The organism is Polaribacter sp. Z014, assembly GCF_023555435.1.
Taxonomy (GTDB): domain Bacteria; phylum Bacteroidota; class Bacteroidia; order Flavobacteriales; family Flavobacteriaceae; genus Polaribacter.
The window spans coordinates 64,690-91,028 of record NZ_JALCZP010000008.1 but is presented as its reverse complement, the minus strand read 5'-3'; the positions used below and the strand labels follow the sequence as shown (position 1 = coordinate 91,028).

Annotated in this window: 16 protein-coding genes and 1 pseudogene; all 17 read left to right on the top strand. The window is 33.0% G+C overall.

Going from position 1 to position 26,339, the window contains the following annotated elements:
* Positions 1 to 27 precede the first annotated feature (27 nt).
* The 17 genes and pseudogenes from MPF19_RS11240 (at position 28) to MPF19_RS11160 (ending at position 26,310) form a co-directional block, all read left to right on the top strand.
* A complete protein-coding gene (locus MPF19_RS11240) occupies positions 28 to 2,139 on the top strand; it encodes a hypothetical protein (protein WP_249988306.1) in 2,112 nt (703 codons plus the stop codon).
* A 48-nt stretch (positions 2,140 to 2,187) separates the two neighbouring features.
* Positions 2,188 to 3,411 carry an SGNH/GDSL hydrolase family protein gene (locus MPF19_RS11235; RefSeq protein ID WP_249988305.1) on the top strand — a complete coding sequence of 408 codons (1,224 nt, stop codon included), beginning with the start codon at positions 2,188 to 2,190 and terminating at the stop codon, positions 3,409 to 3,411.
* A gap of 67 nt (positions 3,412 to 3,478) precedes the next feature.
* Positions 3,479 to 4,990 (top strand): alpha-L-fucosidase, encoded by a 1,512-nt coding sequence (locus MPF19_RS11230; protein ID WP_249988304.1) that lies wholly within the window; start codon positions 3,479 to 3,481, stop codon positions 4,988 to 4,990.
* 1 nt (position 4,991) lies between these two features.
* The gene (locus tag MPF19_RS11225; protein WP_249988303.1) at positions 4,992 to 6,407 is read left to right on the top strand and encodes a sulfatase family protein; all 1,416 of its coding nucleotides are present in this window, start codon (positions 4,992 to 4,994) and stop codon (positions 6,405 to 6,407) included.
* Between the two features lie 13 nt (positions 6,408 to 6,420).
* The gene (locus MPF19_RS11220) at positions 6,421 to 7,836 is read left to right on the top strand and encodes a sulfatase family protein (RefSeq protein ID WP_249988302.1); all 1,416 of its coding nucleotides are present in this window, start codon (positions 6,421 to 6,423) and stop codon (positions 7,834 to 7,836) included.
* Positions 7,837 to 7,860: 24 nt separating this feature from the next.
* Positions 7,861 to 9,273, top strand: coding sequence for a sulfatase family protein (locus MPF19_RS11215; protein ID WP_249988301.1), 1,413 nt, complete (start codon positions 7,861 to 7,863; stop codon positions 9,271 to 9,273).
* A 10-nt stretch (positions 9,274 to 9,283) separates the two neighbouring features.
* The gene (locus tag MPF19_RS11210; protein WP_249988300.1) at positions 9,284 to 10,789 is read left to right on the top strand and encodes a sulfatase family protein; all 1,506 of its coding nucleotides are present in this window, start codon (positions 9,284 to 9,286) and stop codon (positions 10,787 to 10,789) included.
* Positions 10,790 to 10,909: 120 nt separating this feature from the next.
* On the top strand, positions 10,910 to 12,469 hold the full coding sequence (locus MPF19_RS11205; protein ID WP_249988299.1) for an arylsulfatase: 1,560 nt from the start codon (positions 10,910 to 10,912) through the stop codon (positions 12,467 to 12,469).
* Positions 12,470 to 12,474: 5 nt separating this feature from the next.
* Positions 12,475 to 13,992, top strand: coding sequence for a sulfatase family protein (locus tag MPF19_RS11200; protein WP_249988298.1), 1,518 nt, complete (start codon positions 12,475 to 12,477; stop codon positions 13,990 to 13,992).
* A gap of 51 nt (positions 13,993 to 14,043) precedes the next feature.
* Positions 14,044 to 15,642 (top strand): arylsulfatase, encoded by a 1,599-nt coding sequence (locus MPF19_RS11195; RefSeq protein ID WP_249988297.1) that lies wholly within the window; start codon positions 14,044 to 14,046, stop codon positions 15,640 to 15,642.
* Between the two features lie 9 nt (positions 15,643 to 15,651).
* Positions 15,652 to 17,223 carry a sulfatase family protein gene (locus MPF19_RS11190; protein ID WP_249988296.1) on the top strand — a complete coding sequence of 524 codons (1,572 nt, stop codon included), beginning with the start codon at positions 15,652 to 15,654 and terminating at the stop codon, positions 17,221 to 17,223.
* Between the two features lie 9 nt (positions 17,224 to 17,232).
* Positions 17,233 to 18,795, top strand: coding sequence for a hypothetical protein (locus tag MPF19_RS11185; RefSeq protein WP_249988295.1), 1,563 nt, complete (start codon positions 17,233 to 17,235; stop codon positions 18,793 to 18,795).
* 36 nt (positions 18,796 to 18,831) lie between these two features.
* Positions 18,832 to 20,607, top strand: coding sequence for an arylsulfatase (locus MPF19_RS11180; protein ID WP_249988294.1), 1,776 nt, complete (start codon positions 18,832 to 18,834; stop codon positions 20,605 to 20,607).
* A gap of 6 nt (positions 20,608 to 20,613) precedes the next feature.
* Positions 20,614 to 22,107 (top strand): annotated as a pseudogene (locus MPF19_RS11175) (sulfatase family protein).
* Between the two features lie 17 nt (positions 22,108 to 22,124).
* Positions 22,125 to 23,756 carry a sulfatase-like hydrolase/transferase gene (locus MPF19_RS11170; protein WP_203393816.1) on the top strand — a complete coding sequence of 544 codons (1,632 nt, stop codon included), beginning with the start codon at positions 22,125 to 22,127 and terminating at the stop codon, positions 23,754 to 23,756.
* A gap of 550 nt (positions 23,757 to 24,306) precedes the next feature.
* The gene (locus tag MPF19_RS11165; RefSeq protein WP_249988293.1) at positions 24,307 to 25,977 is read left to right on the top strand and encodes an apiosidase-like domain-containing protein; all 1,671 of its coding nucleotides are present in this window, start codon (positions 24,307 to 24,309) and stop codon (positions 25,975 to 25,977) included.
* Between the two features lie 78 nt (positions 25,978 to 26,055).
* Positions 26,056 to 26,310: a hypothetical protein gene (locus MPF19_RS11160; RefSeq protein ID WP_203393817.1), complete on the top strand. Its 255-nt coding sequence runs from the start codon at positions 26,056 to 26,058 to the stop codon at positions 26,308 to 26,310.
* Positions 26,311 to 26,339: the final 29 nt, after the last annotated feature.

Below are 26,339 nucleotides of genomic sequence, written 5' to 3'. Positions count from 1 at the left end.
ATAATTTTAAACGTTAGAAAAGAAATAATGAAAAATAATTTAAAGAGTATTTTATTTTTGATAGTAGGTTTCCTGTTTTTAGGAAATGTTACTGCTCAAAATAAAGATTTTATAATCCATACAGATATAAATACAGGAGGTATCCAAAAGATTATGAATAAGGGTGATAAATACAAAATGAATTGGATTTTCAATTGTGATGGATCCGATTTAGAATGGTTTACACCTGAATATGCATGGGGACTTGGATTTATTACTCTAGAAAAATCAGGAAAGCAAGAAACCTATAAATGGAATTCAGTATCTGATATTTCTGAAAAGAATGGTAAAACAATATTGTCTTATGAATTTACAGATTTCACTTTAAAAATTACACGTTCTTTTAATGCTGATGGGGATTTAATAGAGAATTTCAAAATTGAAAATAACAGCTCAGAATCCTTAAAAGTAGTTGATATGGGTATTTATACTCCTTTTAAAGATTGGTATGCTGGTGGCGCAGAAGTATGTATGACGAGTCGTTGTAATACACATGTTTGGGCTGGTGGATATAATTCGTCTTATGTAAATGCTATTAGAATGGGTACTGAAGCACCGCATTTAGGTTTGGTTTTAACAGAAGGAAGTATTCGTCATTATGAATTAATAAACACAAGAGATTTACCAAGAAAAGTAGCAGGTTCTAATCTTCGGGGAGGAATTACACTAAAAGTGGAACCAACAACCATTAAACCAGGAGATAATTATGGTTTAACATGGAAAGTGTTTTGGCATAAAGGATATGAAGATTTCTACAAAAAAGCGTTGGAAAGTGGAACTGTAATTGCAGAAGCAGATAAGTATTTTATCCCTGTTGGAGAAACAGCAAAAATGCGTTTTAAATCAAAAAATAAATTAGAAAATGTAAGTTGTAGTGTTGATGGAAAGTCACTTAAATTCAAACAAAATGGGAATTTAATTTCAGTTGAATACAAGGCCAAAAAACCAGGAGACAAAATAGTAACCTTAAACTACAACGGAAAAAAGACGGTCATCAATCTTTTTTATTCGACTCCTACGGAAAAGTTAATGAAAAATAGAGTTGATTTTATCATCGATAAGCAACAAATGGGAGATAAAACGGATGAGAAATTCGGTGCTTATATGGTGTATGACAATGAGGAGAAAGAGATTTATCCGAATATTCCTTTTAAAGTAGATCATGATGAAGGAGCTGAACGTTTGGGAATGGGAGTTGCCATTGCGAATTGGTTGCAACAATTTCCAAATTCAAATAAAAAATATAAGAAGTCTCTTGAAGAGTATTATCAATTTGTACGTTACAAATTACAAACAAAAGACTATAAAGTATACTCTACAGTCGCTCATAATAAAAGACATAGAGGGTATAATTATCCTTGGGTAGCAGCATTTTATGCAGAATTATACAAGCAGACTAAAAACCCTGTTTACATAATGGATTGTTATCATACCATGCGAAAATGGTATAAAGAATTTGGATATGATTTTTATGCAATCTGTGTACCCATCAAAAAAAGTATTGATTATTTGCGTGAAGCAGGTTTTAACAAAGAAGCTGAAATTCTGTTGAATGATTATAAAAAAGTAGCAATAGAGTATGACAAAAACGGTATTAATTACCCAAGTCATGAAGTGGTGTTTGAACAGTCTATCGTTTCTCCTGCCGTTAATTTTTACATGGAATTGTACTTAATTACTCAGGATACACATTATTTAGAAGAAGGAGAAAAACATTTGGCAATCTTAAAAGCTTTTAATGGTCAGCAACCAGATTATCATTTAAATGAAATAGGAATCCGTCATTGGGATGGGTATTGGTTTGGTAAAAGACAATCTTGGGGAGATACAATGCCGCATTACTGGTCTGCACTTACTGGTCGTGCTTATATATTATACTACGCAGCTACTGGTAATGAAGATTATTTGCGTAGAGGGAAAATTTGCTTAGAAAACAATCTGTGTAATATTAGAAATGATGGAACTGGCGCTGCTGCATACATTTATCCAGAAAAAGTAAATGGAGTTAAAGCTGAGTTCTATGATGAGTTTGCCAACGATCAAGATTGGGCCTTGTTCTTCTTTTTGGAGATGAATGAGTTATTGAGTTGGAAAATTTAGTATTACCAAGAATAATAAAAGATTAAATATTAAAAAAAAAACATACAGATGAAATTTAAAATCACATTATTTTTTAGTTTGCTTATAATCGCTTCAAGCAGTTTATTAGCACAAGTTTCCAAAGAAAAATTTAATTTCGATCCAAATAAAACAGAGGAACTTAGAGTAAGGAACGGTTTGCCAAACTTCTTTAAAAAACTAAAAGCAGGCGAAGATGTAAAGATTGGATATATTGGAGGAAGCATCACCAATGGTGGATTGTGGCGAACTAAATCTATAGAATGGCTTAAAAGTGAGTATCCAAAAGCAAATATTACACAAGTAAATGCTGCAATTGGAGGAACAGGTCCAGAATATGGAGCTTGTAGAATAAACAATCATTTGTTGATACGCAATCCAGATATGGTTTTTATTGAATACAGAGTTAACAATGGTGGCGCGTATCAAGGGCGTGCTTTAGAAGGATTGATTCCACAAATTTGGAAACAGAATCCGAATGCAGATATCTGTATTGTATATACAATTTCTAAAGGAATGATTGCCGATATTCAAAAAGGAAATCAAACCAATGCAGGTAAATTTATGGAGCCAGTTGCTAATCATTATGGAATTACTTCCATAGAATTTGGATTGGAAGTTGTAAAGTTATTAAATGAAGATAAGCTTGTGTTTCAAAAAGGAGACAGTCCATCAAAAGGGAAAATAGTATTTACAAATGATGGTACACACCCGGTAGAAGCAGGGCATGATATTTATAGAGATGTTTTAGTAAGGTCTTTAAAATCTATTGAAAATTTTGGGACTCCAGGTATTCATAAAATACCGAAACCTTTAAAAGAGAATAATTTTTCCGGAGCTTCTTTAGTGCCCGTAACTCAAGCTAAATTTAGTAAAAATTGGCAAAATGTTGATTTAGGTGATGAAACGATGATCAATGATGATTTAACAGATAAAAATGGTGGTACTAAAACACTGTTTGAGAAAGCGATGAAAACTGAAACCATTGGCGAAACATTTACATTAAAATGGGAAGGATTTTTATTAGGTTTTACTTCAATATTAGAAGCTAAAGGAGCAATAAAAGTAGAAGTAACTACGGATGGTATTTCTAAAATTTTCGATATGAAATCTCGAAATGGAAAAACTCAAACCAAATATACTTTTTTGAAGGAACTAAAAAGAGGAGTGCATACAACCACAGTAAAATTGATAAAATTAGCACCAGGTAAAGTATTTCAAGTAGGTCAGTTTTTGGTGGTTGATCATCAGTAATATCAATGGGTTTTTAGAAAGTATTAGTTGAACTCAAAACGAAAAAGGAATATAACTTTCTCATAATATGAATACTAAAAAATATATAATTTTCTTGTTAATTGGAGTTTTATCAATTTCTTGTAAAGTAAAAAACGAACAGATTGCAGAAGCTTCAAAAGAACAATATCAGGCCAATTGGACTTCTTTAAGAAAGCACCAAACGCCTAATTGGTTCGATGATTTAAAGTTTGGTATTTATTGTCATTGGGGACCTCAAACAGTTGAGGTTATGTATAAAAAAGATGAAATTACACGGTTGCAAGCTATCGAGCAATGGAAAGGAGATAAGTTTAGTGCTAAAAATTGGGTAGATGTAATGCAGAGAACAGGTGCGCAATTTGGTGGTCCTGTGGCTTGGCATGGTAGTGGTATTGTAAATTGGGATAGTGATATTACAAACTGGAATTCTACCAAAAAAGGACCTAAAGTTGATATTTATGGCAGTTTGTCTAAAGAACTTCATAAAAGAGGAATGCCCGTAATAGCAAGTTATCATACAGGTGATTTTTGGAGCAGAATGTGGGGACAAATAAGTTTAGAAAATAAATCAATTATAGATCCTACACAAGACAATTCTAAATATGCAGTTTCTAATAACGGACGAATTAGCGATCAAATTTTTGATGCGTGGTACGCCAGAATTTCAGAATCTGTAGATAAATATCAACCAGATATGATTTGGTTTGATACCGGTTTTGGAGGTACGGTTCATAAAGTTCTAAAAAAGGAAATGGTAAATGGCCGTTTACTTCCAAATGTTTCTAATAAATTGATAAGTGCGCCAGAAACATATCAACAAAAAATGATTAGTTATTTCTTTAACAAGGGGTTAGAGTGGAATAAAGAAGTTGAGGTTATTTATAAAACGCATGATATTCCTGTTGGCATTGGTGTAAGAGATATTGAAGATGGTAATTTATTGGGTTTACAATATGATCCTTGGATGGCAGATGTAAACATGCAACGTCATTTTGATTGGCGCGCTACTTGGTTTTACAATCCTTTAAACAAAGTGAAAGATGCCGGCATGTTGGTAGATATGTTAGTGGATATGACCAGTAAAAATGGTAGAATGTTATTAAATGTTCCTCCAAAAGCAGACGGTACTTTTGCAGAAGAAGTTAAAAAAGAACTTTTCGAAATTGGAGATTGGTTAAAAATGAATGGAGAAGCAATTTATGGTACCATGCCTTGGGTATTTTATGGTGAAGGCCCAACAGAAGTTACAAACCCGGGTCATCATGGTCAAGGAAAAAATCATGGAGATTTTATTCCAAAATACACTTCGGAAGACATTCGTTTTACACAAAAAGAGAATGTATTGTATGCTATTTGCTTAGACTGGCCAGGAGAAGAATTAAATATTAGAAGTCTAGGAACTTATGGAAAACTATATCCTGGTGATATAAAATCGGTTTCGATGTTAGGTAGTAATGAACAGATTAAATGGAGCCAAAACAAAGAAGGAATGCTTTTAAAATTACCTTCAACACAGCCATGTAAATTTGCAGTGGTTTTTAAAATTGAAAGAAAATAATATGCAGAAATTTAAAATACTAATCGCTTTTTGTTTATTGATAAACATGATGCATGCTCAGACCCAGAAAAAAAACTTCATCATTATTTTTACGGATGATCAAGGTTATGAAGATTTAAGTTGTTTTGGCTCTAAAAATGTCCATACACCTAATATAGATCAAATGGCAGCAGAGGGAATGAAGCTAACAAGTTTTTATGTAGCTTCATCAGTATGTTCTCCTTCAAGAGCGGCTTTATTAACCGGTAGAATGCCAAAACGCGCGGGAGTTCCCAAAGTTTTATTTTCTACTCCAGCCATTTTTAACGGACACGGATTGCCGCCAGAAGAAATTACAATTGCAGAACATTTAAAAGAAAAAAATTATGAAACCGCATTGGTTGGTAAATGGCATTTAGGTCATGAAAAAGAGTATTTACCTTTAAATCAAGGTTTTGATTCTTATTACGGAATTCCATATAGTAATGATATGTCTATTGCGCCTAATATGGAAATTTCTCCGGATGTAGTTTTAAATGATGGCTATACCATTGAACAGTTACATTCTGATGCAAAAAGAGTGGATAAACATTATAGTGAATTAAGAAACAAACCGCCTTTAATGAGAGGGAATAAGGTGATAGAATATCCTGCAGATCAATCAACTTTAACAAAAAGATATACCAAAGAAGCCATCTCATTTATCAAAAAAAACAAAGAAAAACCGTTCTTTTTGTATTTCGCACATACGTTTCCACACAGACCCATTTATGTGAGCGATCCATTTAAAAATTCAAGTAACGGTGGTCCTTATTACGATGCAATTAAAGAAATTGATTGGAGTGTTGGTGAAGTTTTAAAAGCTTTAAAGGAAAATAAATTAGATAAAAATACAGTGGTTATTTTCTGTTCAGACAACGGTCCTAATAGTTTAGGTTCTGCCAAACCTTTAAAAGGGAAAAAGTTTTCTACTTATGAAGGCGGACAAAGAGTGCCAGGAATTATTTGGGCGCCAGGGGAAATTAAAGCAGGATCTGAAAGTGACGAATTAATTTCTTCTTTAGATATTTTTCCTACCATAGCTAAATATGCTGGAATTAAAATGCCCGATAATAGAATTTATGACGGATATGATCAAACCGCATTTTTAAGTGGGAATTCAAAAAAATCGGCTAGAAATGAAATGTTTTATTATTCTGCAAATACAACAGTTATTGATGGAGTTCGTGCTGGTGATTGGAAATTTCTATATAAAGGACACAAAGTAAAAAATGCAGGGAAATTAAAAGGCGATGATTTGGTTGATAAACTATACAATGTAAAAAAAGACATTTCAGAAAAAAACAATTTGTTTAAAACAAATCCTAAAAAAGCAGAAGAGCTTATTAAACTAATGAAAGTATTTGATGTAAAATTAGAAGAAGATATTCAACAATAAAAAAAAAGAAAATATGAAATATTTTGTAATACTATTTTTAGCATTGTTCCAAACAGCAATACTACAATCTCAAGTAAAAAACGTGATTGTTATTTTTACGGATGACCAAGGGTATGAAGATTTAAGTTGTTTTGGTTCAAATAAAGTAAAAACACCTTACATAGATCAGATGGCAGAAGAAGGACTAAAACTAACAAGTTTTTATGTAGCTTCTTCTGTTTGTTCACCATCACGAGCTGCTTTATTAACTGGTAGAATGCCTAAACGAGTTGGGATTCCTGGAGTTTTATTTCCTAAAAAAAATGAAAAAGGACTTTCTCCAAATGAAATTACTATTGCGGAATTATTAAAAGAAAAAAACTACGCAACGGGTTTGGTTGGAAAATGGCATTTAGGGCATGCTAAAAAATACTTACCACTGAATCAGGGTTTTGATTCTTATTACGGAATTCCTTACAGCAATAATATGTCTATTGCCTCTGGAATTGATATTTCTCCAAACATAGTTTTAAACGATGGTTACACATTAGAAATGATGTATGATGATATTAAAAAAGTAGATAGCGGAGAGAAAAAATACAAGAATGAATTAAAAGATAAAGCGCCTTTATTAAGAGGTAATGAGATTGTAGAGTATCCTACAAATCAAACAACTTTAACGGAGAGATACACAAAAGAAGCAGTTTCATTTATCAAAAAAAATAAAGAGAAACCTTTCTTTTTGTACTTCGCACATTCTTTTCCTCATGTACCAATTTTTGTAGGTGATAAATTTAAAGGAATCAGTGGAACAAGCCCTTATTACGATGCTATTGCAGAAATAGATTGGAGTGTTGGTGAAGTTTTTAAGGCTTTAAAAGAAAATGGTTTAGATAAAAATACCTTAGTGATTTTTGCCTCAGATAATGGGCCAAATAGTCATGGTTCTGCAAAACCATTAAAAGGAAGAAAGTTTGAAACCTATGATGGAGGACAAAGAGTACCAGCAATATTTTGGGCTCCAGAAGAGATTAAAGCGGGCATTACAAGTGATGAAGTAGTTTCTTCGTTAGATGTTCTTCCAACTATTGCAAATTTCACCGGTATTTGCATGCCAAAAGATAGGGTTTATGATGGTTATGATCTTTCAAAATTTCTAAAAGGGAAAACGAAAGAATCACCAAGAAAAGAAATGTATTTCTATGGTTCTAATTCTACAAAAATAGATGGAATTCGTCAGGGAGATTGGAAATATTTAATTAAAGGGTACAGAAAAGCAGGTTGGTATAAACCTAAAGGAGATGATCTTAAAATTAAGTTGTTTAATCTGAAAGAAGATATATCAGAATCTGAAAATTTAATTGAAAAAAATCCTAAGAAAGCAAATGAGCTTTTAAATAAAATGAAGGATTATGATGCTGATTTAACTAAAGATATTTCAAAAAAATAAAAAACATTTTTAATTTTAAGACAGATGAAATGTAAAACCAATATTTTAAATTCCTTATTGATGTTTTTAGTTTTTATCCAGCTTTCTGCACAAGAAAAACCAAATATCATTCTTATTATGGCAGATGATGTAAGTTGGAATTGCTTTAGCACTTATGGAGCAGAAGATTATAAAACACCCAATATTGATGCTTTGGCGGCAAAAGGACTTCAATTTAATCATTGTTATTCTATGCCAATTTGTACACCGTCTCGTGTAAAAATTATGACGGGTCAATACAATTTTAGAAATTATACTCATTTCGGGTATTTGAATCCAAAAGATAAAACTTTTGGGAATTTAATGAGAGATAACGGTTATAAAACAGCCATTGCTGGTAAGTGGCAACTAAACGGTTTGTATAATAAATTACCAGGAAGTTTAGATAAAACAAGACCATTTAAGGCAGGGTTTGATGAGTCTTGTTTATGGCAAGTAACTACAGGAAAAAAAGGAAAAAATGGAGGAGAACGCTTTTGGAGTCCACCTTTACTTCAAAACGGGAAATTTCTTAGCATAGAAGATAATCAAGGAAAATACGGTCCAGATATTATGTCTGATTTTGTTTGTGATTTTATTGAAAAGAATAAGGATGCACCTTTCTTTGTGTATTATCCAACGGTGTTGGTACACAGTCCTTTTGTTCCTACACCAGATACTATAGGAGATGGAGATAGGTCTCAAAATGCAAATCATACGCCGAAAGACAAAAAATTAAAAAAAGCCAATTATGTGGCAATGGTGAGTTATTTGGATAAAATAGTGGGTAAAATAGTTGCTAAAGTTGAAGCTGTTGGTCAGTTAGAGAACACAATTATATTATTTACTTCGGACAACGGTACAGCTTCTATTACTTCAAAATGGAAAGGAGAAAATGTTGTTGGAGGAAAAGGAAAAACCATAGATATGGGTACACATGTGCCGTTGGTTGCTTATTGGAAAGGACATACGCCAAAGGGTGTTCAAAGTAACGATTTAGTAGATTTTACAGATTTCTATGCAACAATTGCAAGTGCTGCAAAAATTAAACTTGGTAAAGACGATCCTATTGATGGACGTAGTTTTTTACCACAATTAGAAAATAAAATAGGAAATCCAAGAGATTGGGTGTTTTGGCAATATCAACCCTATTGGGGGAAATTTGAAGGAATTCAGTTTGTTAGAAATCAAACTTATAAATTATATAAAACAGGAGAGTTATATGATATTCCGAATGACTTGCATGAAAAAAACAATTTAAAGTTAGATACAAACAATATTGAGGCTCAGAAAGCTAAAAATAATCTTCAAAAAGTGTTAGATGTAGCACCACCAGCACCATTAGTTGTTGGAGGCAGATATGCTAAAAAGCGAGAAGTGTATCCAGATTGGAAGAATATTGTAAATCCTAATGATTAAAAATAAAATAATGAGAACAAAACAATTCCTTAAAATTTTAGTGCTATTTTGTTTATTCGCAAATACTATTTCAGCACAAAACAAACCCAATATTGTAGTAATTATGGCTGATGATATTGGTGTGGGAGATATTGGTTTTTATCACAAACAACGTACCGGGAAAGAACCTGTAGTGCCAACCCCAAATATTGACAAATTAATAGACCAAGGAATGCGGTTTTCTGATGCGCATTCACCGGCTTCACTTTGCGCACCTACACGTTTTTCTATGATGACGGGTAATTTTTCATATCGAAATAAAAAAGGACCTTGGGGCGTTTGGGGACCAGATAGAGATGCTGGAATAGAACCAAACTTTACAACAGTAGCGCGTGTAGCAAAAAAAGGAGGATATAATACCGCTTTTTTCGGAAAATGGGGACTTGGTGGCGATTGGGATGCGAAGCCAAAGAGTATTTCTGGTTATGAAAACTTGCAAAAAGGAGCTGGTTATTACGGTTTTGATTATTCTGTTGCTTTGCCAGAAGGTATTCAAAATGTTCCGTATGCATTTTATGAAGATGGAAAATTTATGAAGCTTAAAGCAGATTCTAAAATTACAAAAATCCCTTTTGAGCAACTAAAATATTCTGACGAGAATAAAAGAAAAGTAGGAGGTAGTGTTGGTGATTCTAATTGGGATCCTGCGTTAACTGGACCTATTTTAGCTAATAAAGTGGTTTCTTATATTAACCAACAATCAAATAATAAAAAACCTTTCTTTCTTTACTATTGTAGTCAAGCAGTGCATGTGCCACACACTCCTTCATCAACATTAAATGGAGAAAAAATTTCAGGTTCTACACTTGAGAATCATGGTGATATGATTAAAGAATTGGATGCACAAGTAGGTATGATGATTGCCGCTTTGAAGAAAAATAATTTATATGATAATACTCTTATCGTGTTTACATCAGACAATGGAGGTTTGTCAAACAGTAAGCACAGTCCTCTTTTAGAAAAAGCGGGACATGATTCTAGTGATGGTAAGAATGGATATAAAGGTTCCATTTATGAAGGTGGACATAGAATTCCGTTTGTTGCCGTTTGGTCTGGACATATAAAGCCAAAAAGTGAATCGGATATTGTTATGGTTGGTCATGATGTTATGCCAACAATAGCAGCAGTTACAAATGTTAGTTTAGAAAAAGAGGAAGTGCTAGACGCTGCAAATTTATTACCAATTCTAACAGGTAAATCCGAAGCTCCTATTCATAAATATTTAATGCATCAAGCTCAAAAAGGGAAAGGTGGTTATTACGCTATTCGCGAAGGAGATTTTAAATTAGTGATGTCTGTAACTAAAAGAGATGTTTTTGATGATTTAAAGGTTGATGGGTTGTATAATCTTAAGGATAATGTTTTAGAAGATCCATCAGGAAATCTTAAGGAAAAAGAAGTGTACAAAGAAAAAATAAGTCAATTGAAAAATAAGTTTTTAGCATTGAGAAAACCAGGTGCATCTACTCTTTATTAAGGTAGGTAAACTAATATTCAATACTAATTATTTAGATGGTGCTATTAGATGCAGGTATTTATATGCGACCATTTTTCCTGAAGCAAAATAATAAATAATAAAGGTAAAAATTAAAAGTATATGAAACTGAATGTAAAAGTTGTTTCTAAATTAGTATTTGTATCTTTTTTGATACTGACAAATATAGTTGTTGGGCAAACAAATCATAAAAAACCCAACATTGTTTTAATTATGGCTGATGATATTGGTTTCTCTGATATTGGTGCGTATGGAGCAGAAATAGAAACGCCAAATATAGATAAGCTGGCAAGTGAAGGATTACGATTTACCACATTTTATAATATGGCAAAATGTGCAGCAACAAGATCATCACTCTTAACAGGTTTGTATAATGGAGGTAAAGGAGCGGTTCATTTAGCCAACTTAACAAAACAAGCGGGTTACACCAGTATGATGAGTGGTAAAGAGCATTTTAATAATTGGGTACCTGAGTATTGCAGATCACAAAATGCTTTTGATAAATCGTTACTTTTTTGGGCAACTACAGAGTATTATTTACCTCCATCTGGAGAATTTTCGCAGAAATTCCTTTTAAACGGTAAAGAATTAAAACCGAGTGAAATTAAGCATGAAATTTCACCAATGTATAAAACAGATTTTATGACGGATTATGCATTGAATTGGTTAGATGAATCTTTCAAAGAAGAAAAGCCTTTCTTTTTGTATTTACCTTATCATGCCGGACATTATCCATTACAAGCAAGACCTGAGGATATTGAGAAATATAGAGGAAAGTATAAAAAAGGTTGGGATAAATTACGTGAAGAACGTTACAAAAAAATGCTTGCCTTGGGCGTTATTTCTAAAGAGCATAAGTTAAGTCCGCCAGAGAATAATTTAAACAAAAAAAGAGGTCCTTTTGTAAAGGATTATACCGATTATTACCCTTGGGAAAGTTTATCCGAAGCAAAAAAAGATTCTCTAGATTTAGAAATGTCTGTGTATGCTGCAATGATTGATAGAATGGATCAAAACATAGGTCGTGTTTTAGATAAATTAGAAAAAGAAGGCGTGCTAGAAAATACAATTATTCTTTTTTTAAGTGATAATGGGGCTTGTCCTTTTTATTCTAATAGAGTAAAAGATGTACAACCTGGGCCAGCAAATTCTTATTGGAGTTTGCGTACAACCTGGGCAAACTTAGCGAATACACCTTATAGACAATATAAGCAATCTGGAATGGAAGGCGGCAGTCATACGCCATTTATTGCCTATTGGCCAAAAAATATCAAACCCAATACGTTTACTGATCAACCAGGACATGTGGTGGATATTGCACCTACTTTTTTAGATATTCTAGGTATTGAATACCCAGAAACTATAAATGGTGTTGCTACAAAACCTTTACACGGAAGTTCTTTAATGCCAATTTTTAAAGGAGAACAACGTAAAGAACCAGATTTCTTTATTTCGGGGATTAATGGATTTAAAATGTTTAGAAGTGGCGATTTTAAGATAGCACAAATGAACAAAGGAGAATGGGCATTGTATAATATTAAAAAAGATCCAACGGAGTTGGTTAATCTGGCAAGTACAAATCCAGAGAAAGTAAAAGAATTGGCTAATTATTACGCAAGAGCGCTTAAAGGAAAGAATTCAATAAAAAAGAATAAAAAATAGAAATCATGTATAAAATAATCAGAAATTTAATCGTTTTAGTAGGTTTTATTAGCCAAGTTTCTATGGCGCAAACCAAAAGACCAAATGTATTATTTGCAATTGCAGATGATATGTCGCACGCTAGTGCTTATGGATATCATTTTTTACAAACACCTAATTTTGATAAAGTAGCCAAAGAAGGATTGCTTTTTAATAATATGTTTACACCAAGTAGTAAATGTTCTCCTTCTAGAGCAGTTGTTGTTACAGGTAGAAATCCATGGCAAATAGAAAATGCAGCTAATTTAACACCTATTTGGCCAGATAAATTTAAAAGTTTTATTGAAGTGATGGGTGAAAACGGATATACTACCGGTTTTACCGGAAAAGGTTGGGGACCAGGTATGTTTGAAAAAGGTAAAAAAAGAGAACTCACAGGTAAAGCATATAACGAAATTAAAAATAAAAATGTACCGGCTGCAGGTATTAATAAAATAGATTATGCTGAGAATTTTAAGGTTTTTATGGATAAAAAACCAAAGGATACTCCTTTTTTCTTTTGGTATGGTTGTAAAGAACCACATAGAAGTTACGAGTTTAAATCTGGTGTAAATAAAAATGGAAAGAAGTTTTCTGACTTAGATTTTTATCCAACATTTTGGGGAGATTCTGATGATGTGAAGCACGATATTTTAGATTATGCAGTAGAGGTAGAGCACTATGACAATCACTTAGGTAAAATGCTAGATTACTTAGCTAGTATAGGCGAATTAGAGAATACAATTATCATAGTAACTTCAGATAATGGAATGCCATTTCCGAGATATAAAGGGCATCCTTTTGATTTTGCTACAAGAGTTCCTTTTGCTGTAAAATGGCCATCTAAAATAGTAAAACCAGGTAGAGTTGTCAATGACTTTGCAAGTTTTATAGATATTGCGCCAACTATTTTTGAAATTTCAAATATTAAAGAAAAAGGTAGCGGAATGATAAAAATGGAAGGGAAAAGTTTGCTAGATATTTTTAATAATAAAGCGGATAAAAGTAGAGATATTGTAATAACAGGAAGGGAAAGAAATGACCCAAGTAGACCAAATGGTTGGGGATATCCTGTACGTAGTATTCATAATAAAGACTTTGTGTATTCTTATAATTTTCATCCGGAAAGATGGCCAAGTGGTACTCCTGATGCAGATTATAGAGATACAGATACTAGTCCAACTAAAAAATATACTAAAAACTTACCTAAAACGAGTTTGCCTTTTCAGTGGAATTACGGAAAAAGACCTCAGGAGGAATTATACGATTTAAAGAGAGACCCGGAATGTTTACATAATTTGGCATCAAACTCTAAATATGATCAAATTAAAAAGAAGCTTCATAAAGAACTTTTTTGCGAATTAGAAAAACAAAAAGACCCAAGAATGTCAGATAATGGAGATGTCTTTGATTCGTATGAAGGCGAGGCAAGAACTAAAAAATATTTATTATTGGTAGAGTGGTTTAAAACGGGTAAAAAACCAAAAGGAATTAAACCACAGTAAAAAAAACGAAAGATATTATAACGAGCAATCCGTTTTGAAAAATTATAGCATATGAAGTTTAAAATTATAAAATTAGTACTGTTTGTAGGGTTGCTAAGTCAAGTTGTTAACGCACAAACTAAACAACCCAACGTCATATTAATTATGGCAGATGATATGGGCTATTCTGATATCGGTTGTTATGGAGGTGAAGTAAAAACCCCAAATTTAGACGGATTAGCAAAAAACGGAGTACGTTTTAATCAATTTTATAATAACGCAAGATGTTGTCCAACCAGAGCTTCCATTTTAACAGGACTTTATCCGCATCAAGCAGGTGTTGGCGGAATGGTTGGCAATGGTTATGGAGATTTAAGTGAAAAGGCAGTTACAATTGCTGAGGTTTTAAAATCAAACGGATATGCAACCTATATGACAGGTAAGTGGCATGTTGCAGACTCTTATACAAAAGAGGATATACACAATTGGCCAAAACAGCGTGGTTTTGATAAGTTTTTTGGAACCATACAAGGTGCAGGAAGTTATTTTGATCCCTTTACGATAAGCTATAATAATGAAAGCGTAGATTTAAAAACAACAGATAAGTTTTATTATACAGATGCAATTTCAGATTCTACAGTAACATTTTTAGATCAACATTTTAAAGAAAAAGCGAAGCAACCCTTTTTCTTTTATGTTGCTTATACAGCTCCACATTGGCCATTACATGCTTTAGAAAAGGATATTGAAAAATATGAAGGTGTTTACGATAAAGGATGGGATATTTTAAGAGAAGAGAGATTAAAAAGAATGAAAAAAATGGGAATTGTTCCCAAAAACACCAAACTAAGTCCACGTGATCCTCGTGCAAAAGAATGGAGTTCTGTAGAAAATAAGGAGTGGGAATTACAGCGCATGAAAACTTATGCGGCCCAAGTAGATAATATGGATCAAGGTATTGGTAGAATTATAGATGAACTAAAAAAAGAAGGCGAATTTGAGAATACCTTAATTTTATTTTTATCTGATAATGGTGGGTGTATGGAAACTTTGAATGAAGTTGAAAAATATATTGATTCACGTGAATTGACTGTTACTTTGGATGGTGAAAAAGTTATCTCAAAAAATATTCCAAATCTTATGCCTGGGCCAGCTACAACATATCAAAGCTATGGTCCATCTTGGGCTAATTTAAGCAATACACCTTATAGAAAATACAAAAAATCTGGTCATCAAGGTGGGGTTGCTACTCCATTTATTATGCATTGGCCGAAAGGAATCAAAAATAAAAATGTTTTAAAAAAAGAGGTTGCTAGTATTATTGATATCATGCCAACTATTATAGATGTTACAAATGCTGAATATCCTGTAAATTATCATGGAAATAAAATTCAACCTATGGAAGGGCTAAGTTTGATACCTGTTGTTCATGATAAAAAATTAGACAGAGACGAGTGGTTTGTAGAGCATGGTACCAATAAAGGGTATAGAAAAGGAGATTGGAAAATTGCATATTCAAGAGATGGAGATGGAAAAAAATGGGAACTCTATAATTTAAAGAAAGACCCTACTGAATTGAATGATCTCGCATTGGTACATCCTCAGAAACTAAATACCATGAAAGAGAGATGGTATGAATGGGCTAAACGAGTAAAAGTAGTTCGTAAATAAAATTAAATATTGAAAAAAACTATAATAGAAATGAATAGAATTGAAATTTACTTAGTAACTCTAATTTTGATGGTTGGTTTTACAAATAATACTCAGGCACAAAAGAGCAAAAAACCGAATGTAATTGTTGTTTTAGCTGATGATATAGGGGTAGGTGATATTTCACATTATAGAAAATTACATAGCAATCATATTGTTTTAGAAACTCCACATATTGATAATTTAGCATCGCAAGGAATGATGTTTACGGATGCTCATGCTTCTGCAGCATTGTGCGCAACATCTCGATATTCAATTATGACCGGAAATAGCTGCTACAGAAGCACAGAACCTTGGGGTGTTTGGGGAGGTTATTCTCAATCTGCAATTCAAGATGACCAGCTGACTCTTGGAAGATTAATGCAGAAAGCAAATTACCAAACAGCATTCTTTGGAAAATGGCACTTGGGTACAGGTTTTCCTCAAAAAGATGATCCCAAAACTATATTTGTTCCAAAAAGAGGAAGCAAGGAAGCTCGTGCACCTGTTGATATTAGTAGAATTTTGCGTGGTCCAAAGCAATTCGGTTTCGATTATAGCCTTACTTTACCTGCCGGAATTCAGGGTATGCCGTATGCAATTTACGAAAACCATGATTGGTTACCACTTCGTAAAAATTCAACCATAAAAGTGATTGAGAAGGCATATATGACCAGTATTGGTGTAGACCACTTTAGTAGAGAAGGTTATGGAGATTCAAATTGGAATCCGAGTGAAATAGGGCCTCTATTAGCAAATAAGGCTGTAGATTATATTGCACAAAATGCAAATAAGAAAGATCCGTTTTTTATGTATTACTGTTCTCAAGCAGTTCACACACCACATGCAGCTCCTGTTGAACTTAATGGCGTAAAAATTAAAGGAACAACACCATCTAAACATATCGATATGATCAAAGAGTTAGATGTACAGGTAGGAATGCTAGTCGATGCACTAAAAGCTCAGGGCATTTATGAAAATACGGTTATTATTTTCACATCCGATAACGGAGGGTTACATACTGATGGAGATACTTGGAATGCACATCATGAACCAAGTGACATATACAGAGGCGCAAAAAATGACCCTTTTGAAGGTGGACACAGAGTTCCATTTATAGTTGTTTGGCCAAATGTAGTAGAGAAAAACACGAGTAGCAATAAGCCTATCATTGGATTAGATATTATGGCAACTTTAGCCGGTATCACAAAACAAAAAGTAGGTAAAAAGGTTGCTCAAGATTCTCATAATTTGGTTCCAGTATTTAAACAGATAAAAGGAGCTAAAACACATGATTTTTTAATGATACAAGGTGGTGCTAGGAAAGAATATGCAATTAATGATAAAGGTTGGAAGCTAATACTTCAAGTAAATAAAAAAACAAAAGATTATTTGACTGCTAAACCAGTTTCCTTATTTAATCTGAACGATAATATTACTGAAGATGATATGAAAGATTATATAAACAATCCTGCATATCAAGAAAAAGTTCAAGAACTATTAGAAAAGTATAAAAAAACTATTAAGAGTAAGGTTTATTTAGGGAACCATAAATTAAAATAAGTTACAATTATGAGAAAACAAACGATATTTATAACAATGCTTTGTTTATGCACTTTCATACTTCAGGCAGAAGTAAAAGTTGCCAATATTTTTGGTAGCAAAATGGTATTACAGCGTAATCAGAAAAACCCTATTTGGGGAACCGCATCTATCGGAGAAAAAATTAAAATTTCAATTGCAGGACAGACATACAAAACTGTTGCCAATAAAAATGGACAATGGCGTATAAAGCTGAATTCAATGAAAGCAGGTGGTCCATATACAATGATTATCAAAGGAACAAATAAAATCATTTTTAATGATATTCTTGTAGGTGAAGTTTGGATATGCACCGGACAATCTAATATGCAATGGAGTGTAGAGGACTCTAATCATTCTGAGTTAGAACTCTTAGCTGCCGATTATCCTGAAATACGTTTATTTACAATTCCTCTTGTTGCATCTTCTAAACCACAAACAGAAATAAGAGATTCAGTATGGCAGGCTTGTACACCAAAATCATTACCTAAGTTTTCGGCTGCTGGTTATTTCTTTGGAAAAAGATTGCATAAAATTTTAGGAGTTCCTATTGGTTTAATTAATGCTTCCTGGGGAGCTTCTTCCTTAGAAACCTGGATTCCGCGTGATGCGATAGAAGAAAAATACAAACATCCTGAATTCTTAGAAGATTGGGATTGGAGAATGACCCAGTTTACAGATAAGATGTTTAAAGATTATACAAAACAATATATCGCATGGGAAAATGCAGGGAAACCTGGAAAAAAAATGCGTCCACCAAGAGATATTCGAATTGGACAAAATGCACCAGCAAATGCTTATAATGGTGTTATTAACCCTGTAATTGGCTATGGAATAAAAGGTTCTATATGGTGTCAGGGCGAAGGAAACCTTGGACGTGGTGATCAATACAGCGAACTTTTTCCAATTATGATAAACTCATGGAGAGAACGCTGGGGGCAAGGAGATTTCCCTTTCTACTGGATTCAAATAGCAAGTATGAAAGAACCAGATTTAGAACCAAAAACGAGTTCATGGGCAGAACTACGCGAAGGAATGTCCAAAACACTTTCCTTACCAAATACAGGAGAAGTAATTTCCATGGATAAAGGAGAAGGAAACTTCATTCACTATCGCAACAAACAAGAAATGGGAAACCGTTTGTCTCGATTAGCTTTAGATGAAGCATATGGATACAATATAGAAGGTAAAAGCCCACGTTATAAGTCGATGGAGATTAAAGGAAATAAAATAATTATTACGTTTAATAATATAGACCAAGGTTTATATGCTTTTAACACCAATACTATTAAAGGATTTTCTATGGCCGGAGCAGATCAAAAGTTTGTTTGGGCAGAAGCGAAAATAATTAGCGAAAATAAAGTTGAAATATTTTCTAATAAAATAAAAAATCCTGTTGCTGTTCGTTACGCATGGTCAGATAAACCGAATAGTAATTTATATGATAAAAATGATTTACCAGTAGCTTGTTTTAGGACAGATACTTGGCCTATAGCCTCAGAAGGTAAATATTTATCACCAAGAAGATATGAATACAATAATACTAAAAAATAAGAAATAATGTTCAATAAATTCTTTTATTTCATTTTAATGGTCCAATTTTTTGCAATTGGAACAGCACAAGTTAAAAAAAAACCTAATGTAATTTTAATTATCACAGATGATCAGGGTTATGGCGATATTGGAGCCCTGGGGAACAGGATTATTAAGACCCCCCACATGGATAAACTCCATGACATTGGAATACGTTTTACCAATTACCATGCAGGTACTACTTGTGCACCTAGTCGTTCTGGTTTAATGAGTGGAGCTGAAGGAAACCGTGCAGGCGTTTGGCACACTATTGGAGGATGTAGTATAATGAGGGAGAAGTTCACTATTATGCCGCAAATATTCAAGCAAAATGGGTATTCAACAGCGATGTTTGGAAAATGGCATTTGGGGGATTCATATCCATACAAACCAGAAGATCGTGGTTTTGATGAAACAGTAGTACATGGTGGAGGTGGAGTAGGGCAAACACCAGATTTTTGGGATAATGATTATTTCGATGACACCTATTGGCACAATGGTACTCCTCAAAAATATAAGGGCTATTGTACCGATGTGTTTTTTTCTGAGGCCATCGATTTTATTGAAACTAAAAAAGACGAACCATTCTTTGTATACTTGTCTACCAATGCGCCACATGGCCCGTATAACGTTCCCAAAGAATATTATGACCTGTATAAAAAGGATACCGAATTAAATGAATTGCAGAAAGCTTATTTTGGTATGATTACCAATATCGATGATAACATTGGAATTCTTGAGAAAAAGCTAGAAGAACTAGGCATAAAAGACAATACCATTTTAATTTTTACTACGGATAATGGTGCTGCTTACCAAACCGTAAAAGATGGAAAAAGTAAATATGTGTACAATGCAGGAATGAAAGGTTTTAAAGGATCTGCTTACGAAGGAGGACATAGAGTTCCTTTCTTTATTCATTGGAAGGATGGTAAAATAGAGGGCGGTTATGATATAAATGAACTCGCTATGAATTTTGATATTTTACCTACATTAATTGGTTTATGTGGATTAAATAATGATCCTAATTCAGGGCGAGATGGACGCGATCTTTCTCCTTTAATTAAACAAGAAGTAAAAGACTGGCCAAAACGTTTTTGTGTGGTCGATAACAACAGAATTCAACAGCCAGAAAAATGGCGTTCTTCTGCTGTAATGGAGAACGATTGGCGACTAATTAATGGAAAGAAATTATATAACTTAAGCAGAGATCCAGGTCAAGAAACGGATATCGCAAATAAAAATCCACAAAAAGTAGAAGAAATGCGTGATGCTTACGAGCAATGGTGGGCATATACCTCTCGTGATTTTGGACACTATGAGGCTTACCCAGTTGGAGTACCTAATATTAAGGAAACTACCATTACAGCACACGACTTACACACTTTTGACGAGGTGACTTGGGATCAATCCTACATTAGAGATCCATACAGTAGCAAAAAGCCTGCATTAGGTACTGGTTATTGGATGATTGATGTGCAACAAGAAGGTGATTATGAAATTGAGTTAAGAAGATGGCCACACGAATCTAATTTAGGATTTAGTGCTGCCGTACCACAATTAGGAGTAGAATCTTCTTGGTATGATATAAAACCAGCAGGTGTAAAACTAGAGGTTAAAAAAGCAATACTAGACATTGAAGGTATTCATATGGAGAGAAAAGTAGATATGCAAAAAAAGGAAGTAAAATTCAAAGCATATTTATCAGAAGGAAGACAGCATCTTGAAGCCAATTTTATAGGAGAAGACCAAAAGAAGTTTGCTGCTTTTTATGTGTATATTAAAAAACTAAAATAGAAAGAAATGAATAAAATACTATTAGTATCCTTAATTGTAGTTCTCTTTACCGCAACTAAGTTCACTGCCCAAAATAAACCAAATATAGTTGTTATTATGGCAGATGATATTGGTGTGGGAGATATAGGATTTTATCACAATCAACGAACAGGAAAAAAACCTATTGTACCAACTCCTAATATTGATAAATTAATTGATCAAGGGATGCGATTTTCTGATGCGCACTCACCTTCATCACTTTGTGCACCAACTCGATTTTCTATGTTAACCGGTAATTTTTCATATAGAAATGAAAAAGGACCTTGGGGTGTTTGGGGTCCAGATAGGGATGCCGGAATAGAACCTAAATTTACTACCGTAGCACGTATAGCAAAACAAGGAGGATATAATACTGCCTTTTTTGGGAAATGGGGTCTTGGAGGAGATTGGGATTCTAAACCAAAAACGGTTTCAGGTTATGAAAAAGTTGACAAGGGAGCTGATTATTATGGTTTTGATTATTCTGTTGCCTTGCCAGAAGGGATACAGAATGTACCTTTTGCTTTTTATAAAAATGGAAAATTCATGAAGCTACAAGAAGATTCAAAAATGACTCGGGTTTCTTATGAACAGCTAAAGCTTAAAAATGAGAAAAAAAGAATAAAAGGAGGTAGTGTGGCAGATTCTAATTGGGAACCTTCAGAAGCAGGACCCATTTTAGTGAATGAAGCTGTAAATTATATTCATAAACAAGCAAACAATAAGAAACCGTTTTATTTGTATTACTGCAGTCAAGCAGTTCATGTTCCGCATGCACCTACCGCTACATTAAATGGACAAAAAATTGCAGGTGCAACTTTAGGAACACACGGAGATATGATTGTAGAGTTAGATGTGTAGGTTGGGATGTTAGTAGCATCTTTAAAAAAGAATGGATTGTATGATAATACGTTGTTTGTGTTTACATCAGATAACGGAGGCTTAAACGAAAATAAGTTACTTGTAGACGCAGGGCATAATTCTAGCAATCAATTTAGAGGTAAAAAAGGAGCTATTTACGAAGGAGGTCACCGTATTCCGTTTGTAGCAGTTTGGCCTGGTAAAATTAAACCGAATAGCCAATCTAATGTTGCTGTTTTTGGGCAGGATATGGTAGCAACTATTGCTTCTGTTGTAGGAGTTTCTGTGGATAGAACTAAAATAATAGATTCAGCCAATCTGCTACCTATTTTTACAAAAGGGAAAAAGAAAGCGCTTCATAAATACTTAATGCATGCTTCGCAAGAAGCTGGAGGTCCATTTTACGCCATACGTGAAGGTAATTGGAAATTAATAATGAAAGGTGAAAGTATGAAGGTTTTAGGAGAGCTTAATCCAATAGAATTGTACAATCTTAAAGATAATGAAACTGAAGATTTCACAAAAAACTTAATTAATAACCCAAAACAAGCAAAGCGAATTGAACAGATGAAAGCAAGCTATTTAGCACTTCGTTCAAATAAGGCTTCTACATTATTCTAGAATTAAAAAAATATCAAATGAAAAAATTACTATTAATAACAGTGCTAGCCTTGTATGCTTTTGCAGCAAGTGCTCAAAAAAAACCAAATATAATTTTTATTCTAACGGACGATCAATCCTATGGAATGATGGGGTGTACCGGGAATGAAACAATACAAACACCAAACCTTGATAAATTGGCAGGAGAAAGTGTTCTTTTTACAAATGCACATGTAACTAGTGCTATATGTACGCCTAGTAGAGTTTCTATTTTATTAGGACAATATGAGCGAAAACATAGTGTAAATTTTAATTCGGCTACTGCTGTTTCTGAAGAAGCTTGGGCTGAATCTTACCCTGTATTAATGCGTAAAGCAGGATATTATACAGCTTACATTGGTAAAAACCATTCGCCAATTGGTACCTTAGGTTATGAAAGCGGATTAGCAGAAAAAAGTTATGATTATTGGTACGCTAGTCATGGTGGTGTTTATTTTTATCCGAAGGAAAGACATAAAATATATGAAGATGCTATTGCAGAAACACAAGTTGAAGTTTTAGAAGAAGGTGTAGATCAATTTTTAGATCCTAATGCAAGAAGATTAAAAGGAGCAATTAGCTTTTTAGATAATCGCCCTGCGGATAAGCCATTTTTATTAAACTTAATGTTTAATATACCACATGGAGCAACCACATCTACTATGAAATTAAGAGAAACAGATGATGCTATATACCGCACATTATATCGTGACCTTGATATACCATTACCGGATAACTATATTGCTAAAGCAGATATAAAAACACCTAAATTACCAGCAGAATTGCTACATGCTAGCGACCGCCAAATGGGGTATAATTATGTTGATACGCCTGCTACAGAAAGAGAAAGATATATTCGTCAAATACAGTGTATAACAGGGATAGATCGTTTAGTGGGGAAACTTAGAAAGCAATTAAAAGAGATGAAATTAGATAAAAACACGATTATTATTTTTACTTCAGATCATGGTTTATTTATGGGGGAACAAGGTTTGGGAGGAAAGGCATTGTGTTACGAGAAAACAACTCATGTACCAATGTTTATATACAATCCAAAGCAGAAAAAAGGGTATAAAAGTGATGCTTTGGTACAAACTATAGATATTGCACCAACTTTATTATCTCTAGCTGGCGCACCTATTCCAGAAGCATTTCAGGGGAAAGATCTTTCCGGTTTTATAAATGGAAATACAAAAGAAGTTCGTGATTACGTGTATACAGAAAATTTATGGTCTACTAAATTTGGGAACCCAAGATGTGAAGCTGTTCAAACTAAAGAATGGAAATATATTCGGTATTATCAAAACAATAATATTTCGGCAGCAAAATCTGTAGAATATTCAAAGGAATATAAGGTGTCTCAGCGCATTATGCTATATGAAGTGCACCCAAGTCAATTTGCAGTGTATCGTAATTTTATTGAAGGACCTTTAGAGGGAGAGAAACCGGTGTATGAAGAATTATATCATTTAACAAAAGATCCAAACGAATTACATAACTTAATTAATGAACCTAAGCATACATCAATTCTAAATGAATTAAAAGCTGCTTGGAAAGTTGAAATTAAGAATGCTCGTGGAACAGGGAAACCTAAGGTTCGAATTTATACCAATATAAAATCGCCTGTATAAACATCTTTTAAATTATAAAAAATATAAATTTTTGAACTAAAAAATAAAGGTTAGAGCGTTAGTTAATATGTATTAAAAACAGCATTTTTATGCTGTTTTTAATGTGTATTAGATTCCCTAATTATAGTTAATCAATCAACAAATAAAGTTTTGAAACCAACTATACAGTAATTTTTTTTATTATAATTAATGAAGTTAAAGTAGAATTGGGTTTCATTATTTTACATTGTTTAAAAATTCAATTAAAACGGTGAGGGTGCTGTGGTATTGCATTATGCAACAGATTCAGAAAATATATTGAAGTTCAAGGAACACTAGAAACTTGAAATTCAACTTACGGATACAAAAGATAACACAAAAGTATTCGGTAGTAAATGGAAAAATATAGTAGTGTTGCATCCTAATGCGGGTACGGACTGAATTATAGCATTTACGAGTCTATAATAAAAGGGTATCCAAAAGCAGTAAAAATTAGAAAAGTATTATAGAAAAAAGTTATTTAAAATAATAAGAGTTTTCAAAAAATAAGAACCGCTAAAACACCATTTATATGACGTTAAAAATTATTACATTAATTACTGTTTTATTAGTGACACAAATTGGCTTTTCACAAATAAAGGTCTATGATAAACCTAAGTCAAATAAAACAATTCAATCGGTTCAATGGGAAGTAAATGATTTGATTTATCATACAAGAAAGTCCATTGAAAAACCATTTTCTAAAAAAGTTTTTGCCATTGTAAAAAGTGAAAAAGAAGAGCAAAAAGTACCCTTGTTTTATAATGGTAATAATGAATGGGTGTTTAGATATTCAAGTTCAATAACCGGAAAAAAAACGTTTGCCATTACTTCAGAAATAAAAGAACTGAATGGAAAAAAGGGGGAATTTAATTTCACGGAGAATAAGAAAAAAGAGCGTCATGGCGGTATTGTAAAAAATAAAGATGATTTGAGGCATTTTTATTACGAAGACGGTACTCATTACTTTAATCTAGCTTTTGAATGTGATTGGTTGTTTGCGCTTGATTATGGTAACAAAGATATTTCAAAAACCGAACATCTATTGGGTTTGATTAATGAAAATAAATTCAATCAAATTGTCATGAATGTGTATGCTTATGATCCAGATTTAGATTGGGTTAAAGATGATCGACTAAAAGAAAATCCGCAGCATAATTACGGTGCCCGAGAAGATATATTTCCATTTTTAGGATCTAATTCTAAACCAGATTATAGTAGTTTAAACGTAAATTTCTTTAAACATTTTGATAAAGTAATTGCTGAAATGCACAATAAAGAAATTGTAAGTCATTTAATGATTTATGTTTGGAATAAACGTGTAGCATGGCCAAAAGCAGGTTCGGAAGCAGATAATATGTATTACGATCATGTGATACAGCGTTACCAAGCATTTCCAAATATTATTTGGGATGTTTCTAAAGAAGCAGCTTCAAGTATTGCAATTGCTCAGAATAAAAATATTGTTGAACATTTGGAAGAACGCATTGTTCGTACTCGAAAATTAGATGCTTTTAATCGTTTATTATCGGTACATGATTATGGTTTTTGTAAAACACATAAAGAGGATGTCGATTTTATTTCTACGCAAGATTGGAAACTTACAATTCATCAGAGTATGTTAAAAGCATATAACCAATTTCCAGATAAACCTGTGTTTAATATAGAACACGGTGGATATGAAGAGTCTCCGTATAACGTTTTTCCTGGAGGATATAGCAATGCAGAAATGTGTTTGAAAAGGAATTATTTATGTCTGTTTGCAGGAACTTATACCACCTATTATTGGCAAGGAACATCTTGGAATGCGATCATTCATAATCCGTTTGAACAGCCAGATAATTTTATAAAACCACATTTTGAATATTTTAAATATATGAGAAAGTTAATGGACAAAGTAGGTTATGAGAATTTTGAACCAGTAACAAAATACAATGTAAGGTCTTATAATTTAACAGATTATAAAAATGGAACCATCATGTTGTATATTCCTAAAGAAGTGCATTTTGATGATGTAGAGCGTCAACTTAAAGCAGAATTTTATTATAAAGATGCTACAAAACAATGGTTTAATACCCTTACAGGAGAGTTTACCAAAGAAGAAAAATTAGTATTTAAACATAAATACGGATTTTGGGATTATAGACCTTGGAGAAATAAAGCAGATGCCATTCTTATTATAAGTAACTTAAAGAAAATTTAGAAATTGCAGTTTTTTTTGCTAGGTACAAATAGCGAAACGAGTAAAAGTAGAAATTACTTAGAACTAAAAATAAAACAAATGAAAACGAGACTTTTTATACTTATAACTTTAATAAATATTCAGTTTGTTTTATCACAAAAGAACATTGGTGTAGAAACTTGGTCTTTTAATAATTTTACTTTCGAAGAAACTTTAAGTAAAATGGAGACGGTAAATATTAGCACTTTAGAGATGTATCCTAAACAAGTGTTTAGCGCAACAGATAAATCTTTAACGACTTATAAAAAGCCAAAAGAAAAACTAAAAAAGATGCTAAATAAATATATAATCTAGCATTTTTAAAAAAGCACATTAACTAACTA

Bases quoted from the DNA above. Each gene is read 5' to 3' on its own strand.
- MPF19_RS11240 (WP_249988306.1), top strand. From the start codon at position 28: ATGAAAAATAATTTAAAGAGTATTTTATTTTTGATAGTAGGTTTCCTG.
- MPF19_RS11200 (WP_249988298.1), top strand. From the start codon at position 12,475: ATGTATAAAATAATCAGAAATTTAATCGTTTTAGTAGGTTTTATTAGC.
- MPF19_RS11185 (WP_249988295.1), top strand. From the start codon at position 17,233: ATGAGAAAACAAACGATATTTATAACAATGCTTTGTTTATGCACTTTC.
- MPF19_RS11170 (WP_203393816.1), top strand. From the start codon at position 22,125: ATGAAAAAATTACTATTAATAACAGTGCTAGCCTTGTATGCTTTTGCA.
- MPF19_RS11235 (WP_249988305.1), top strand. From the start codon at position 2,188: ATGAAATTTAAAATCACATTATTTTTTAGTTTGCTTATAATCGCTTCA.
- MPF19_RS11160 (WP_203393817.1), top strand. From the start codon at position 26,056: ATGAAAACGAGACTTTTTATACTTATAACTTTAATAAATATTCAGTTT.
- MPF19_RS11180 (WP_249988294.1), top strand. From the start codon at position 18,832: ATGGTCCAATTTTTTGCAATTGGAACAGCACAAGTTAAAAAAAAACCT.
- MPF19_RS11210 (WP_249988300.1), top strand. From the start codon at position 9,284: ATGAGAACAAAACAATTCCTTAAAATTTTAGTGCTATTTTGTTTATTC.
- MPF19_RS11205 (WP_249988299.1), top strand. From the start codon at position 10,910: ATGAAACTGAATGTAAAAGTTGTTTCTAAATTAGTATTTGTATCTTTT.
- MPF19_RS11195 (WP_249988297.1), top strand. From the start codon at position 14,044: ATGAAGTTTAAAATTATAAAATTAGTACTGTTTGTAGGGTTGCTAAGT.
- MPF19_RS11215 (WP_249988301.1), top strand. From the start codon at position 7,861: ATGAAATGTAAAACCAATATTTTAAATTCCTTATTGATGTTTTTAGTT.
- MPF19_RS11220 (WP_249988302.1), top strand. From the start codon at position 6,421: ATGAAATATTTTGTAATACTATTTTTAGCATTGTTCCAAACAGCAATA.
- MPF19_RS11225 (WP_249988303.1), top strand. From the start codon at position 4,992: ATGCAGAAATTTAAAATACTAATCGCTTTTTGTTTATTGATAAACATG.
- MPF19_RS11165 (WP_249988293.1), top strand. From the start codon at position 24,307: ATGACGTTAAAAATTATTACATTAATTACTGTTTTATTAGTGACACAA.
- MPF19_RS11230 (WP_249988304.1), top strand. From the start codon at position 3,479: ATGAATACTAAAAAATATATAATTTTCTTGTTAATTGGAGTTTTATCA.